Annotated in this window: 16 protein-coding genes; 9 read left to right on the top strand and 7 right to left on the bottom strand. The window is 62.9% G+C overall.

Annotation, left to right across the window (positions count from 1 at the left end; translation table 11 throughout):
* Positions 1-51: 51 nt before the first annotated feature.
* Both GGQ68_RS06680 and GGQ68_RS06685 read left to right on the top strand, forming a co-directional pair.
* On the top strand, positions 52-891 hold the full coding sequence (locus GGQ68_RS06680) for a hypothetical protein (protein ID WP_183964271.1): 840 nt from the start codon (positions 52-54) through the stop codon (positions 889-891).
* Complete coding sequence (locus GGQ68_RS06685) at positions 888-1289, top strand: cell division protein ZapA (RefSeq protein WP_183964272.1); 402 nt, start codon at positions 888-890, stop codon at positions 1287-1289. The genes GGQ68_RS06680 and GGQ68_RS06685 overlap by 4 nt, the downstream gene beginning before the upstream one ends.
* A 73-nt stretch (positions 1290-1362) precedes the next feature.
* Here GGQ68_RS06685 and GGQ68_RS06690 read toward each other — a convergent pair whose 3' ends face one another.
* The 5 genes from GGQ68_RS06690 to GGQ68_RS06710 all read right to left on the bottom strand — a co-directional run bounded on the left by GGQ68_RS06690 (position 1363) and on the right by GGQ68_RS06710 (position 4310).
* On the bottom strand, positions 1363-1941 hold the full coding sequence (locus tag GGQ68_RS06690; RefSeq protein WP_183964273.1) for a hypothetical protein: 579 nt from the start codon (positions 1939-1941) through the stop codon (positions 1363-1365).
* A gap of 283 nt (positions 1942-2224) precedes the next feature.
* Positions 2225-2587, bottom strand: coding sequence for a Grx4 family monothiol glutaredoxin (gene grxD, locus GGQ68_RS06695; RefSeq protein ID WP_183964274.1), 363 nt, complete (start codon positions 2585-2587; stop codon positions 2225-2227).
* A 135-nt stretch (positions 2588-2722) separates the two neighbouring features.
* On the bottom strand, positions 2723-2959 hold the full coding sequence (locus GGQ68_RS06700; RefSeq protein WP_183964275.1) for a BolA/IbaG family iron-sulfur metabolism protein: 237 nt from the start codon (positions 2957-2959) through the stop codon (positions 2723-2725).
* Between the two features lie 132 nt (positions 2960-3091).
* Complete coding sequence (gene xth / locus GGQ68_RS06705; protein ID WP_183964276.1) at positions 3092-3901, bottom strand: exodeoxyribonuclease III; 810 nt, start codon at positions 3899-3901, stop codon at positions 3092-3094.
* Between the two features lie 85 nt (positions 3902-3986).
* Positions 3987-4310, bottom strand: a complete 324-nt coding sequence (locus tag GGQ68_RS06710) for a HesB/IscA family protein (RefSeq protein WP_183964277.1) — start codon at positions 4308-4310, stop codon at positions 3987-3989.
* 146 nt (positions 4311-4456) lie between these two features.
* Between GGQ68_RS06710 and GGQ68_RS06715 the strand changes: the two genes are divergently transcribed.
* The 7 genes from GGQ68_RS06715 (at position 4457) to scpB (ending at position 12994) form a co-directional block, all read left to right on the top strand.
* Complete coding sequence (locus GGQ68_RS06715; protein WP_183964278.1) at positions 4457-5638, top strand: deoxyguanosinetriphosphate triphosphohydrolase; 1182 nt, start codon at positions 4457-4459, stop codon at positions 5636-5638.
* A gap of 123 nt (positions 5639-5761) precedes the next feature.
* Positions 5762-7672: a cation:proton antiporter gene (locus GGQ68_RS06720; protein WP_183964279.1), complete on the top strand. Its 1911-nt coding sequence runs from the start codon at positions 5762-5764 to the stop codon at positions 7670-7672.
* A gap of 48 nt (positions 7673-7720) precedes the next feature.
* Positions 7721-9463, top strand: a complete 1743-nt coding sequence (gene argS, locus GGQ68_RS06725; protein ID WP_183964281.1) for an arginine--tRNA ligase — start codon at positions 7721-7723, stop codon at positions 9461-9463.
* 50 nt (positions 9464-9513) lie between these two features.
* Positions 9514-10527 (top strand): SPOR domain-containing protein, encoded by a 1014-nt coding sequence (locus GGQ68_RS06730; protein WP_246429290.1) that lies wholly within the window; start codon positions 9514-9516, stop codon positions 10525-10527.
* A complete protein-coding gene (locus tag GGQ68_RS06735) occupies positions 10524-11504 on the top strand; it encodes a glycoside hydrolase family 3 protein (RefSeq protein WP_183964283.1) in 981 nt (326 codons plus the stop codon). The genes GGQ68_RS06730 and GGQ68_RS06735 overlap by 4 nt, the downstream gene beginning before the upstream one ends.
* Positions 11505-11541: 37 nt before the next feature.
* Positions 11542-12342: a segregation and condensation protein A gene (locus GGQ68_RS06740; RefSeq protein WP_183964285.1), complete on the top strand. Its 801-nt coding sequence runs from the start codon at positions 11542-11544 to the stop codon at positions 12340-12342.
* On the top strand, positions 12335-12994 hold the full coding sequence (gene scpB, locus GGQ68_RS06745; protein ID WP_183964287.1) for an SMC-Scp complex subunit ScpB: 660 nt from the start codon (positions 12335-12337) through the stop codon (positions 12992-12994). The genes GGQ68_RS06740 and scpB overlap by 8 nt, the downstream gene beginning before the upstream one ends.
* A 121-nt stretch (positions 12995-13115) precedes the next feature.
* Here scpB and GGQ68_RS06750 read toward each other — a convergent pair whose 3' ends face one another.
* On the bottom strand, positions 13116-13310 hold the full coding sequence (locus tag GGQ68_RS06750) for a hypothetical protein (protein WP_183964289.1): 195 nt from the start codon (positions 13308-13310) through the stop codon (positions 13116-13118).
* Positions 13311-13393: 83 nt separating this feature from the next.
* Positions 13394-15430: an ASKHA domain-containing protein gene (locus GGQ68_RS06755; RefSeq protein WP_183964291.1), complete on the bottom strand. Its 2037-nt coding sequence runs from the start codon at positions 15428-15430 to the stop codon at positions 13394-13396.
* Between the last annotated feature and the right edge of the window lie 310 nt (positions 15431-15740).

Here is a 15740-nt window from a genome sequence, read left to right on the forward strand (position 1 = left end):
ATCGGAATCAGGATGGCAAGGGTCAAGGGATTACGAGGGGCGAGAGGGCACATGACCCAGATCGACGACATGCAGGCGCGGATCATGCGCGCGCTCGACCGCATCGGGCAGGGGCTGGAAAGCTATCAACCCGGCGCGGACACGGCAGAGATCGAGGCGCTGCAACAGAAGTTGACCGCGGCAGAGGCCGCCTTGGTCGATGCACAGGAAAACGCTGTGGCTTCCCTGGAGACTGCTGTGGAGGCGGCGCGCCAGGAGGCGGCGGAGGCGCAGGAGGCCGCATTGGCCAATGCGCGCGACGAGGCCACCGCCGCGCAGGAAGAGGCGATTGCCGCGGCCGTGGAAACGGCTCTTGAGCAGGCGGGCGAGGCCCATGAGGCCGCGCTTGCCGCCGTGCGTGCCGAGGCCCAGGCCGCCATTGCCGCCAGCGCCGCACAGGCGCCCGAGGCCGACCCGGCAGAGATCCCCTCCGAAGAGTGGGCGCGGATCGAAGATGAATTGCGGTTGGTGCGTGAGGCATTGGAAGATGAGAAACTCGCCAATGCGCAACTTACGGAACGGATGCGCCACCTGAAGGACAAGATGGTGTCAGGTGCGCCGGCGGAAGCCCCGGTTGCCGCGGATGCAAATGTCATCGAGGCGCTGGACACCGAGGTGCAGCGTCTGCGGGCGGCCAATGCCACGCTTGCCGAAAGCAACACAGCCCTGCGCGAGGCCAACGCCATGGGCGTCGGCGACACGCAGCTGATCAACAAAGCTCTGGCCGCGGAGCTGGAGGCCATGCGTGCGAGCCGCGCGGTGGATGCAGCCGAGGCGGAGGCCCTGCTGCACACGCTGGAGCCGCTGCTGGCCGAAGCCGGGGCCAATCGTGACAATGAGGTGAACGCATGAGCCAGATCGAAGTGGACATCCATATCGGTGAGCGCGTCTTTCAGGTCGCCTGCCAGGAAGGGGAGCAAGCCTTTTTGCAGTCGGCGGCGGCACTTCTGGATGCCGAGGCGCAGGTCCTGGTCGAACAGATCGGCCGCATCCCCGAAGGCCGCATGTTGCTGATGGCGGGACTGATGCTGGCGGATAAAACCGCAGGTCTGGAAGAAAAGCTGCGCGAGGCCGAGGGGCAGATGCAGGCGTTGCGCGCCGAGGTCGAGGCGCTGAAATCCGCGCCAAAGCCCGAGCCGGAGCGCGTCGAAGTCCCGGTGATTCCGTCCACCGTGAGCGACGCGCTGGCCGATATCGCCGCCCGCACGGAGTCACTGGCCGAGATCGTGGACGAAAAACTGCGCGCCTGAGACGGCTTCGCCCGTACAAATGATAACGAGACCGCCGAAAAAGACGGTCTCGCGTGTTTGGTCGTCACGCTTGTTATTGGTCTAATGAGCGTGCGTCTTCCATATCTTCTTTGTCAGCTTCGTTCGCCGGCTCCTGGAGTTCATTGATGCAGGCGTAAAGGTCTTCGCTCAACGCGGCGGCCTGAAAGCTGAGTGTGACCATCTCCCGGCGCAGCGTGCGGCATTCGGTGTTTTCCTCGCGGCACTCCAGCACTGCTTCGGATTTGATCTTGCGGCAGTCGAAGCGGGCCATGCGTTTCTCGTCGCGGCACTGGCGCTTGCAAAGGCGTTTGTCCCGCCCGGACAATGTCTTGCAATCCTGGATACAGGCGAATTTGGCGGTGCGTGCATCCATCTTGCACGTGCGCTTGGACAGTCTGGCGTCCTGCTTGCACAGACGCATTTCTCCGCAAACAGTAGATCGTTGCGCCTCGTTTTCGACGATTGCGGCGGTGACCTTGGTCAATTCGGCGCGGACGGTGTCGCAGGGGCTTGTGGCTTCCGGATCCTTTGGGTCCGGCGTGTCCTGTGCAAATGTGGGCGAGGCAATGGCCGTCACCAATGACAATAGAATGAGGGTGCGGCCAAGGCCGCGTAATGCAAATGAAAGCATATCGACATCCTGAAATGGAATGAATGAAACGTGTGTCTATCGCTACACGGATCAGGCGAAAATTGCATTCGGGAGATCGTAAATAGCACTGCTTTTGCGTGAAAACGATGTGAGTGAAACGCGAACTTCGTAGTTAAGAACGTCGTAACCGCTTGCCAGCCTTCGCAAAAATTCGGCCGCTTGCTGTGAAAATCAGGTTGTGCGCCCAGACGGCCCACGAAATTGAAAAGGGCGGGAATTCTCCCGCCCCGTGTCGTTTTTAGAAAAATCAGCGCAGGCCGGCTTAGCCGTTGGCTTCGCGGATCTTGTCGGCAGCGTCCTGGTTGAAGGAGATGCCGTTGTCGGTAAAGAGCGTGTCGAGTTCGCCGGACAGGGTCATCTCCGTGATGATGTCACAGCCGCCGACGAATTCACCTTTGACATAAAGCTGCGGGATGGTGGGCCAATCGGAGTAGGTCTTGATCCCCTGGCGGATGTCCTCGTCCGCAAGCACGTTCACGTCGTGGAAATCCACGCCCATGTAGTTCAGCACACCGGCGACGCGCTGCGAGAAACCACACTGCGGCATCTGCTTGTTGCCCTTCATGAAAAGCACAACGTCGTTGGTCTTTACGGTGTCTTCGATACGGGTTTTCGTGTCAGTCATCTTGGTTCTCCTGAGCCTGCCGCCGTTTGCGGTCTTGGCGGATGTAGGGTTGCAGGGCGCCCCATATGATAACACCGACGAGGGCCATTGCCCCGAAAAATGGCCATGTGTCCGAGAGGAAGCCCATGAGTGGTCTCAGTCCGGCGCTTTGGTGGTGAGCGCGAGGGCGTGGAGTTCGGCAGAGTTGCCGTCCATCTTGCCCTTCAGCGCGGCATAGACGGCACGCTGTTGCTGCACACGGTTTTTTCCACGAAAGCTTTCGTCGATCACCATGGCGGACATGTGAACTCCGTCATCGCCTTCGACCGCGATCTTGGCGTCGGGAAAGGACTGGCGGAGCAGGGCTTCGAGGTCCTGAGCGTGGATCGGCATATGGCGAGGTCCCTGTTTACTGAGGTCTTTGGTCAGAAATTAGGGGTTTCGGCGCGGGGGTTCAAGGTGCGAAGCGGGCACAGCCGCGCGCACCACGGGAGAATCGTCCCGCTTACGGGCAACGGCGGCGTGTCAGGCGTCCAGTTCGATCCAGACCGGTACGTGGTCGGAGGGCTTGGTCATGGCGCGCACATCTCTTTCGATCCAGCAGTCGGTCATGAGGTCGGCACATTGCGGCGTCAGCAGGAAATGGTCGATGCGGATGCCGTTGTTGCGCTCCCAGCTGTTGGCTTGATAATCCCAGAAGGAATAGTGGCCGGGCGCTTGCGTGCGGGCGCGGAAGGCTTCGGTGAAGCCTTCGTTCAGGATGGCGCGAAAGGCTTGCCGCGAGGTGGGCAGGAACAGCGCGTCTTTCTCCCATGCTTTGGGATTTGCGGCGTCCTCTGACTGCGGAATGATGTTGTAATCGCCGCCCATGAGAGCGGGCATTTCTTCGGCCATCAAGACCTTGGCGCGGGCGTGCAGCCGGTCCATCCAGTCGAGTTTGTAGCCGTATTTGCCGTCGCGGATCGGCTGACCGTCGGCGTCGAAATCGACCGGGTTGCCGTTGGGCAGGTACAACCCGCACAGGCGCACGGCGGTGTGATCGCCAACCACGGTGGCCTCGATCCAGCGGGCCTGTTCGTCGCTGTCATCACCGGGCAGGCCGCGAGAGATGTCCTCCAACGGCAGCTTGGAGACGATGGCCACGCCGTTGAAGCCCTTCTGGCCGTGGGTTTCCACGTTGTAGCCGAGGTCTTCGATCGGCTGGCGGGGGAAGGCCTCGTCGACGGACTTGATCTCCTGGCAGAGGACGACGTCGGGCTGCGCGGATTCGAGCCACGACGTAAAGGTTTCGAGCCGGGCCTTGATGCCGTTGATGTTGAATGTGGCGATTTTCATGGGCGGCCTCGGTTCGCTGTCAGGTCGGCGCAGGGAGACCGCGTTTGGCCGCCAAGGTCAAGTCGCCGCGATGCCTTCGCGTCGGTCAGATGGAGAAAGACGTGCCGCAGCCGCAGGAGCTGGTGGCGTTCGGGTTCTCGATGGTGAAGCGCGCGCCGATCAGCTCGTCGGCAAAGTCGATCACGGCACCTGCGAGGAAGGGCAGGGAGATCGGATCGACAACGACCTTTTCGGTGCCTTCGGCGATCACCAGATCGTCGGCGCCCGGTGCGTCGAGCTTGATGTCGTATTGAAAGCCGGAGCAGCCGCCGCCTTCGACTGCGACGCGCAGGGCCATACCCTGATCGGCCGCGCCAATTTCGGAGAGGCGTTCAAAGGCGCGTGGTGTCACGGAGGGGGGCAGGTTCATGGGTGTGATCCTTTTCAACTGACCCTTTATGTAGGGAATCCCGGCGCGCGGGACAAGGGATCGTGCAGTTCCAACCGCTGCGGTTGTTTCCTTAACCCGCGACAGCTATGTGGTGCGGCGAAAGACATCAGCCGAAGGCACACCGCATGAGCGAGACATTCGCATGTGACCCCTCGCAGTCGCGTGGGCGGCTGTTTCCCGAAGATGAAAGCGCGCATCGGTCGTGTTTTCAACGGGACCGGGACCGCATCATCCATTCCAGCGCCTTTCGGCGGTTGAAGCACAAGACGCAGGTCTTTGTCGAACACGAGGGCGATTTCTACCGCACGCGGCTGACCCATTCCATAGAGGTCGCGCAGGTGGCGCGGACGATTTCCAACACTCTGGGGTTGGATGTGGATCTGGCGGAGGCCGTGGCCCTGGCGCATGACCTTGGCCACACGCCTTTTGGCCACACCGGCGAGGACGCGCTGGATGCGCTGATGACGCCCTACGGTGGCTTCGATCACAATGCGCAGACGGTGCGGATCGTGACCTCGCTTGAGCGCCACTATGCGGAATTCGACGGTCTGAACCTGACGTGGGACACGCTCGAAGGGATCGCAAAGCACAATGGGCCGGTGGTGGGTGACATTCCCTACGCGCTGTCCGAGTACAACCGCAAGCACGACCTGGAGCTGCACACCCATGCGAGTGCAGAGGCGCAGGTGGCGGCGCTGTCTGATGATATTGCGTACAATAACCATGACTTACACGACGGTCTTCGCGCAGGGCTTTTCACCGAAGGGGAGATCCGCGACCTGCCGATGGTGGCAGAGTCCTATGCCGAGGTGGATCGTCTTTATCCGGACACGGACCCCTATCGACGGCGGCACGAGGCGCTGCGGCGGGTGTTCGGGATCATGGTTGTGGACCTGATCGACACATCGCGGCAACTGCTGAAGGACAGCGGTGCGCAATCGGCGCAGGACATCCGGGACCTCGGGCGTCCGGTGATCGCGTTTTCTGACACGCGCTTTGCCGAACTGAAAGAGATCCGCCATTTTCTGTTCACGCGGATGTACCGTGCGCCCAACGTGATGGCGGTGCGGGAGCGGGTGAACCAGGCGCTGAACGAGCTGTTCCCGATCTACATGGCGGACCCGTCGCTGTTGCCGCAGCGTTGGCAAGGCGATGTGGCGCGGGCGCAGGGGCAGGCGGCGCTTGCACGGCTGGTGGCGGATTATGTCGCGGGCATGACGGACCGGTTTGCCTTGCAACACCATGCCGAACTGACCGGGCGCGACATTCTTGACGGATTGGGGGAAACGCCGCTTTCGCGGCGGTGACCTCGCCGTAAATCTGATGTGCGCCACGCGTATTCTTGGTTGCTGTGGCACTAAAAGCGTTTCCGCTGTCGACTGGACACCGGAACAGACCTAAGTGCAGTCAGATGACTTTTGGAGAGTGACATGGCAACAGCGGAAACGGCGGCGGGCGTTTTGGACCCGGTCCTTGCCTTTGCATTGGTTGGGGCGCTTGGCGTCGGTGGGCAGTGGATCGCGTGGCGGCTAAGGCTGCCGGCCATCGTGCTGATGCTGGCGGCGGGTCTGATCGTCGGGCCGGTTCTTGGCGTGTTGGACCCGGCGGCGCAATTCGGTGACATGCTGCAACCCATGATCGCCATCGCGGTGGCCATTATCCTCTTTGAGGGCGGTTTGACGCTGGATTTCCACTCGCTCAGCGACGCGGCCAAAGGCGTGCGGCGGCTGGTGTTCATCGGCGGGCCTCTGGGCTGGCTGGCTTCGGCCTGCGCATTGCATTTCGTGGCCGGATTAAGCTGGGAATCTTCTGCGGTGTTTGGCGGTATCATGATCGTCACCGGGCCGACGGTGATTGCGCCGCTGCTGCGTCAGGCCAAGCTGTCGCGCCGCCCCGCCGCGCTGTTGCAGTGGGAAGCGATCGTCAACGATCCGGTCGGCGCGCTGGCCGCAGTCCTTGCGTTCGAGGTGGTCGTCGTCCTGCAGACCGCCACCGGCGCGGGCCATGCGGTCCAGCAGCTGGCGATCGGGATCGGTATTGCGACGGCTCTGGGCCTTGCCGCAGGTTGGGGGATGGCCACGGCGTTCAAGCGCGGCTGGGTGCCGGAATACATGAAGGTCCCGGTCTTGTTCGTTGTTTTGCTTGGCGTTTTCGCGCTGTCAGATTCGGTTCTGCATGAAAGCGGCCTGCTGGCCGTGACGCTGATGGGGATCTGGATCGCAAACGCCGGGCTGCCGTCCTTTACCGAGCTCTACCGCTTCAAGGAGCACGCAACGGTGCTGTTGGTGTCGGGCGTTTTCATCCTGCTGGCGGCTGGCATGTCGTTCGAGCGGCTGATGATCCTCGACTGGCGCGCGCTGGTCTTTGTGGCGGCGGTGATCCTGATTGCGCGGCCCTTGCCGGTGTTGATCGCGCTCGCGCTGACCAATGTGCCGTGGAAAGAACGGTTTCTCGTGGCCTTCACCGGGCCGCGTGGCGTGGTTCTCGTGGCTGTTGCGGGATTGTTCGGGGACCGTCTTGCGGGGCTTGGCATCACGGATGCGGAGCGCATTGCGCCGCTGGCCTTTGTTCTTGTGGCGGCGACGGTGGTCCTGCACGGGTTTACGCTGTCTCCCTTCGCCCGTGCCTTGGGTCTGAGCGCGGGCGAAAAGCCCGGGGTGCTGATCCTTGGTGGGTCGCGCTGGTCGGTGGAGCTGGCCAAGGCGTTGGAGAAGATGGAACTGCCGGTGATGATCGCCGACACCAACCACGCCCGCCTGCGCAACGCGCGCGATGCAGGCGTGCCGACTTTCTTTGGCGATATCCTGTCTGAGGCGGCGGAGGAGCGGGTCGAGCTGATGGCCTATGAAAAGCTGATCTGCGCTTCGGAAAACGATCCCTACAATACGCTGGTGGCCACCGACCTTGCGCCGGAATTCGGTCGCGAGAACGTGTTTCAGTTGAAGCGGGTCAAGCAGGCGAGCTCGCGCCACGCCTTGCCGGCGACGCTGGGCGGGCGGCCCCTGGCGCAGGAGCTGACCTTCATGGAGGCCAACGCGCAGATCGCGGGCGAGCATGAGTTCCGTGTCTCGACCCTGTCTGAGGAATGGCGGCTGGAGCAGTGGCGCAAGCAGCTGCCGGATGCCATTGCACTTGCCGAGCTGGGACCGGGCGGGCGTTTGCACTTTCTCGATCCCGGGGAAGATCCGTCTGACCGTGAAGGGATGAAGATCCTGTCCATCGGACCGGCCCGCGCCGAACGCAAGAATGGCGACGAAGCCAAGGAGGCGAAAGCCGCCAGGGTGGCTGGGCAGGGCAACGCCGCGCCGGTCAGCAGCAAGGGCGGTCCCGCGACCGGTTGAATCCGGCGGCGGGCATGGTACAGGAGGCGCAATCTTTGGAGCTGACCGATGAACCTCTTTGCCGATATCCGTGCCGTTGTCCTCGACGCGATTGCTGATCTGACCCGCGATGGTGTCTTGCCCGAGGGCTTGAACACCGCCGCCGTCACAACGGAGCCGCCGCGCGATCCCTTGCATGGGGATATGGCGACCAATGCTGCCATGGTGTTGGCGAAACCGGCCAAGCTGAAGCCGCGCGATATTGCCGAGGCGTTGGCCGCCAAGCTGGTGGCCGACGACCGGATTGCAACGGCAGAGGTGGCCGGGCCGGGTTTCCTTAACCTGCGGTTGGAGCAGGCCGTCTGGCAGGGCGTGCCGGGCATGGTGCTGACCGCCGGAACCGCCTTTGGCCGCTCTGAGATGGGGCAGGGCGAGAAGGTCAACGTCGAATATGTTTCCGCCAACCCCACAGGGCCGATGCACGTGGGGCACGCGCGTGGCGCGATTGTTGGCGATGCCATGGCATCGCTGCTGGCCTATGCGGGCTATGACGTGACGCGTGAGTATTACATCAACGATGGCGGCGCGCAGGTCGATGTCCTCGCACGGTCGGTGTACTTGCGCTACCTGGAGGCACACGGTCAGGATGTGGAATTCCCCGATGGCACCTATCCCGGCGACTACCTGAAGGACGTGGGCGCTGCGCTGAAGGATAAGGTCGGGGAGGATTACCTTGACCAGCCCGAAGACGTCTGGCTGGCGGATGTGCGCGTCTTTGCCACCGACGCGATGATGGACCTGATCCGTGACGATCTTGGCGCGCTTGGCGTTAAGATGGACCGCTTCTTTTCCGAGAAGTCGCTGTATGGCACCGGCCGGATCGAAGAGATCATTGACCGGCTCAAGCTAGACGGACTGGTCTACAGAGGTACTTTGCCCAAACCGAAGGGCAAGGCCGATGAGGATTGGGAAGAGCGCGAGCAGTGGCTGTTCAAATCCACCGACTTTGGCGATGACGAGGATCGCCCCGTGGCCAAATCCGATGGGTCATGGGCCTATTTCGCGCCCGATATCGCCTACCACTATGACAAGGTGCAGCGCGGCTATGACCTGCTGATCGACGTCTTCGGGGCAGATCACGGCGGCTACGTCAAGCGGCTGAAGGCCGTGGTCAAGGCGCTGTCCGATGACCGCGTGCCGCTGGATATCAAGCTGATTCAGCTGGTGAAGCTGTTCAAGAACGGCGAACCCTTCAAGATGTCGAAGCGGGCCGGGACGTTCATCACCCTGCGGGATCTGGTGGACATGGTCGGCCCCGATGTGGCGCGCTTTCACATGCTGACGCGGAAATCCGATGCGCCGCTGGACTTCGACTTTGACAAGGTGGTCGAACAGTCCAAGGAAAACCCGGTGTTCTACGTGCAATATGCCCATGCGCGGATCTGTTCCGTGCTGCGCAAGGCACGCGCCGAGGGCATCGACGTGTCGGACGCGACATTGGCGCAGCAGGATCTGTCCGGTCTGACCCACGCCTCCGAGCTGGCCCTGGTGGGAAAGCTGGCGGAATGGCCGCGTCTGGTGGAAATCGCCGCGCGCACCCATGAGCCGCATCGCATCGCGACTTACCTCTCGGAACTCGCCGCAGACCTGCATGGGCTGTGGAACGCGGGCAACGACACGCCGTCCTTGCGGTTCATTCAGGACACACCTCAGGCAACACAGTCAAAAATCGCACTGGCACGCGCCACGGCGGTTGTGATTTCCGCCGGCCTTGGTATCTTGGGCGTGACTCCGGTCGAGGAAATGCGCTGAAATAAAGCGCGCCGCCGGGGCGTCTACACGAGCAGAACCACCTTTCGGGCATGTATCCGACGGGGGAAGACGAGGCAGAGATGGCGGATTACACCTATGATAGGGGGTATCGTGCCCCCGTATCTCACAGTGTCGGAAGACCTGTATCGTTGACGAATGTCGCGGGCGCTGCGGCGTCGCTGGCTTTGGTCGTGGGCGTTGGCGTCTGGGGCTACGGTGTCCTGGCGCGTGATGTCAGCGGCGTGCCCGTGGTGCAGGCGGTGGCCGGCCCCATGCGTGTGGCGCCGAAGGATCCCGGTGGCACGCTGGCGGACCATCAAGGTCTGGCGGTGAATGTGGTGGCGGGCCTGGGCGCAACCGAAGGACCGGCGGACCAGTTGTTGCTGGCGCCTGTTCCTGCCGGATTGGCCGCCGAGGATGTGGCCGCCGGTTCGATGGAGCCGATCGAAGACCCCGCTGAACAAGTCGAGATCTCGACCTCCACCACGGCGGCATCGCCGGAGGAGGATGCGATCTTGACGCTTGCGGCACAGATTGCGGCTGAAAACGAGCCTCTGTCGCCGTTGAAAGAGTATGAACCGAGCGCCGACTCGCCCTTTGCGGATGCGCAGGATGTGAGTTCTGCCGGGGCAGAGTTCGAGGACGACGACAGCGTTCAGAGCGCACCCTTTGCGGGTCCGGGCATCCGGCGTTCGTTGCGGCCGCGTGTGCGTCCTTCGGGGATGCAGGTTGCCTCCATGGGGCCGGTGGATGCGGCCACGGTCGCGGCAGCGGCCAGCGCCACGCGCGAGATTGATCCGGCCTCGTTGCCCACGGGCACCCGCCTCGTGCAGATCGGTGCCTTTGACAGCGCCGAAACCGCGCGCAGCGAATGGACCCGGCTGGAGGCGCGCTTTGGTCAGTTTCTCGACGGCAAAGGTCGCGTGATCCAGAAGGCGCAATCCGGCGGTCGCACCTTCTTCCGTCTGCGCGCCGAAGGGTTTGTCGACCTGGCCGATGCGCGCCGGTTCTGCGCGGCCTTTGTGGCCGAAAAGGTTGATTGCATCCCGGTGGTCACACGATGAGCCGCTTTGGCGCGGCCATCTTTGGCTGCGTCGGGGAGCGGCTGAACGAAGACGAGAAACGCTTTTTCGCCGAGGCGCGGCCGTTTGGGTTCATCCTTTTTGGCCGAAACCTGAGCGACGCCGACCAGATCCGCGCGCTGTGTGACGAGATGCGGCAGGCGGCGGGCCATGACGCGCCGATTTTCATCGATCAGGAAGGCGGGCGGGTGCAGCGTCTGCGTCCGCCGCTGGCGCGAGAGTTTCGTCCGCCGCTGGAGGATGTCCCGCTCGGCGCGCGGGCGTTTTACCTGCGGGCTCGGATCATCGCGCATGGGCTGCGGGCGCTTGGCATTGATGGGAATTGCATCCCGACACTCGACGTGGCCCGCGATGAGACGCACGCCATTTTGCGCAACCGCTGTTACGGCACGGACGTGGACACCGTGGTTCGGCACGGGCGCGCGGTGGTGGATGGGCTGCTGGCCGGGGGCGTTCTGCCGGTGATGAAACATATGCCGGGACATGGGCTTGGCACGCTGGACAGCCACAAGGAATTGCCGCGTGTGGGGGCTGCGCGCTCTGACCTGGACGCGGTGGATTTCGCGGCTTTTGGAGCGTTGAAGGATGTGCCGCTCGCCATGTCTGCGCATCTGGTGTTCGAACAGATCGACCCGCGCCCGGCGACTATTTCGCCGGTCATGGTGGAGCTGATCCGCCAGCAGATCGGCTTTGACGGGCTTCTGATGACCGACGACATCAATATGGAAGCGCTCAGCGGCACTATCCCGGAACGCGGTGCCGCGGCACTGGCGGCGGGATGTGATGTGGTCTTGCACTGCCATGGCGACATGGGCGAGATGCGCGGCCTGTGGGAGCGCTGCGGAGAGTTGTCGGATGCGGCGCAGACCCGCGCAGAGGCCGCGCTGGCGGCCCGGCGCGCGCCCGACGATGTTGACATTGACGCGCTCAATGCGGAATTAGACGGCTTGATCGCCTGAGCGATCCCTGACCGCTCGCAACCCGCGAAAGGGCCATATGGCCGAGGATCTAGAGCCAGAGCCGCAAGAGCCTATCTCTGTCGCCGATCGGATGGCGGCGGAGGCTTTGGTCGTGGATGTGGACGGCTTTGAGGGGCCGCTGGATCTGCTGCTGAACATGGCACGGACGCAAAAGGTTGACCTGCGGCAGATCAGCGTGTTGGCGTTGGCGCAGCAGTATCTGGCGTTTGTGGACAAGGCAAAGACGCTGCGCATCGAACTGGCGGCGGATTATCTGGTGATGGCCGCGTGGCTGGCATTTTTGAAATCACGCCTGCTGTTGCCCCCCGATCCGGAAGAAGACGGCCCCTCCGGCGAAGAGCTTGCCGCGCATCTGGCCTACCAACTGGAGCGGTTGCAAGCCATGCGCGAGGCCGCCGCCAAGCTGATGGCGCGTGACCAGATGGGGCGCGACTTCTTTGCCCGAGGCCTGCCGGAGGAGATGGAGCGCACCCGCAAGGTGGTTTACACCGCGACGCTTCTGGACCTGATGCAAGGCTATGCCCGACTGCGCACGCGCGATGAGTTTCGGCCCTTTGTCATGGATCGCGACAAGGTATTTACGATGGAACAAGCGCTGGAGCGGATGCGGGGCATGATCGGGTTCGCCGGAACGTGGACGGATATTTCCTCATACCTTCCGGTTGGTTGGGGCGAGGAAGAAGGCATGTGGCGGTCTGCCACCGCAGCGACTTTTGCGGCCTCCTTGCAATTGGTAAAGGAAGGGCATCTGGAAATCCGGCAAGAGGATCTGTTTGCCCCGATTCAGTTGCGCCGGACGGAGACACGCGATGAGTGATACGGACAATGCCCCACGCGACAGCCTGTTCGAGCCGCCGGCCATGGCGGAGCAGGAGCGCATGGTTGAGGCGATCCTTTTTGCGACGGCGGACCCTGTGACCGTCAAGGAGTTGGGCGACCGGATGCCGCACGGGTCCGATCCGGCAGAAGCGCTTGTCTCCTTGCGCAAGCGGTACGAGGGACGCGGGGTGCAGGTGGTGCGTGTGGGCGACGCCTGGGCGTTCCGCACCGCAGCGGATCTGGGCTACCTGATGCAGCGCGAAGTGACGGAGACGCGCAAGCTGTCCCGCGCGGCGGTCGAAACACTGGCGATCATCGCCTATCACCAGCCGGTCACCCGCGCCGAGATCGAGGAAATCCGTGGCGTCGCCGTATCTCGTGGCACGGTCGATCAACTGCTGGAGATGGATTGGATCCGTTTTGGCCGCCGCCGAATGACGCCCGGGCGGCCTGTGACCTTCGTGGTCACGCAGGCTTTCCTCGACCATTTCGGGCTGGAATCGGCGCGCGATCTGCCCGGCCTTGCTGATTTGCGCGCGGCTGGTTTGCTGGACAATCGTCCCTCGCCGTTGGCCGCCACGGGACAGGACGAAGACGACGCAGATGCTCTGGAGGCCGGGGAAGGCCAGTCCGAACTGTTCGAAGATTGAGGGCAACCCACCTTAATCGCCAAATATTAGGCGCATTTTGGCGACAAGTCCTGGCAATGCAGACAGCATTGTCCGCCGCTTCGGCGCGCACACGCATTCTGAGATCTGGTATTGCAGCGTTTCAGGTCGTCACGTCAAAGGCGGGCAGCGGGGAGACAGGAACGTCGATCAGAACAGTCGCATGGTGGTTCATCAGGTGATCCGCCAGTTCGTGAACCGTGGCATCAATGCGGGAATGAACGCGGGCGATATCCGGATGGGTCAGTCGCGCGCGCACAAAACGGCGAGATATGGGAAACCAGATTGCCAGAAACATGGATGTGGTCCCGAGCAGCGGCACGCCCGCGTCGCGCAGCGCAAGCTGCGCCAGCGACGCCGCGCCGCCCGCTTCGAAAACGGTTAACGCCGCCGTCTGCGACGCCCGCCCGAGTCCTCGCCGTTGCTGTTGAAGCTGACATCCGGCAGCGTCACATGGGTCAGCAGGTTCGGAAAGGGGTCCGTCGCGTGCGGGATCGCATTGGCGTTGACAAAATGCTCCTGAAACTTCGGCTCGATGGCCGTTTCGACCTTGGTGATCTGCTTCACCATGGTTTCCACTTCGCGGCGCGCGGCCAGTGAACACAGGGCGATGCGCGCGCCGTGACCGGCGGCATTGCCCGCGCTGGTCACTTTTTCAAGCGGCACATCCGGGATCATGCCCAGCACCATGGCGTGCAGCGGCGAGATATGCGCGCCAAAGGCGCCTGCCAGCACGACCTTGTCCACCGTATCGGTGCCACGGGTGTCCATCAGCAGGCGCGCGCCGGCATAGAGCGCCGATTTGGCCAGCTGAATGGCGCGGATGTCCCCTTGGGTGACGGTGATCTTCGGGCCGCCCTCGGCGGTGCCGTCGAAGATCAGGTATTCGTGGGTGCGGCCCGTGGCGAGGCATCGGTCGGACCCGGTCTTCTCCGCCGAGCCGATCAGGCCGGATGGATCGAGCAACCCGGCGATGCGCATTTCTGCCACGGCCTCGATGATGCCGGAGCCACAGATCCCAGTGATCCCTGTTGCCGTGGTGGCCTCGGCAAAGCCGTCCTGATCCGACCAAAGGTCGCAGCCGATGACACGAAAGCGTGGTTCGCGGGTGGCGGGATCAATGCGAATGGCCTCGATCGCACCGGGAGCGGCCCGCTGGCCGGAACTGATCTGCGCCCCCTCGAAAGCGGGCCCGGTGGGCGAGGAGCAGGCGAGCACGCGTGTGGTGTCGCCAAGCAGGATCTCGGCGTTGGTGCCCACGTCGACCACGAGCGTCAGCTCCTCCTGTTGTCCGGGCTGCTCGGACAGGGCTACGGCAGCCGCATCGGCCCCGACGTGGCCCGCGATGCAGGGCAGGATATAGATCTGGCTGGCCGCGGGCAGGGCGGTCAGGGCCAGATCACGGGCGGTCAGGGACAGCGCATCCGAGGTGGCGAGGGCAAAGGGCGCCTGGCCCAGTTCCACGGGATCAATACCCAGCAACAGGTGGTGCATGACGGGATTGCAGACAAACACCGTCTCAAGGATGAGGTTGGTGTCCACCTCTGCATCAGCCGCGATGTCTTGGGTCAATTGGTCGATGGCCTCGCGCACCGCGCGGGTCATCTCGACCTCGCCGCCGGGGTTCATCATGGCGTAGGACACACGCGACATGAGGTCCTCGCCAAAGCGGATCTGCGGGTTCATGATCCCGGCGGATGCCTTCACCTCACCGGTGTCGAGGTCCACCAGATGTGCCGCAACGGTGGTCGACCCCAGGTCGATCGCCAGCCCGTACAGGCCGCTTTCATGCAGCCCGGGCCACAGCGCGATGATCTGCGGAGCCGCAGTCGCATCTGTCTTGTGCAAGGCCACGGTGATCTTGAAACCGCCTTTGCGGAGCACCTTTTGCAACACGGGCAGCAAGGCAGGAGACAGAGTGACGTCTGGTATCTCCCACTGCGTGGCCAGCGCGTGTTTGATGCGCTGCAAATCGCCTGTGGGATCATGCATGTCCGGCTCGGCCACTTCGATGTAATAGAGCCGCGTTGCCGGGTCCATGATGATCGGCTTGGCCGAGGCCGCCTTGCGCACCACTTGCCGGTGAACCTGGCTCTCCGCCGGCACGTCGATCACCACATCGCGCTGTACCGTTGCCTGACAGCCCAGACGTCGCCCGGGCTTCAGTCCCCGCACGCGGTCGTAGCGGTCCTCAACGGCGTTGACCTGCGACAGGGCGTCGTCGGCAACAGTGACCCCATGTTTCGAAAAGTCACCATAAGACGGCTGTACCTGACATTTCGAACAAATCCCGCGCCCACCACAGACGGAATCCAGGTCCACGCCCAGCTTCCGCGCGGCAGTGAGCACAGGCGTGCCAACAGCAAAGCGCCCGCGCTTGCCGGAGGGAGTGAAAATGACGAGTGGGTCTTGCGACATGGGAGGCTCCTGCACGTTCGTCGCGGAACATAGCGGTTTGAGACGCAAGGGAAAGCCGCTTCACGACCGGGGGGCGCGTAAAACCGTCGTTATCGCCGGTGACAGAAACGGTTGAGTTTTGTCGCATGCTGCCGTTTTTCGTGAGTACAGATCAATTCCGAGCTGTGCATGGGAAGACAAGTCATCTCATGCGGTTATGATCTTGGCACCGTGCGCTTCACGCAATTGAACAGTGAGGAAAGATATTGATGAAAAAAGTCTTGGCTACTCTCAGCCTCTTTGTGCCGCAGTCGTGGCTATCGACGTCCTA

It is taken from the genome of Sagittula marina (assembly GCF_014196795.1).
GTDB lineage: Bacteria > Pseudomonadota > Alphaproteobacteria > Rhodobacterales > Rhodobacteraceae > Sagittula > Sagittula marina.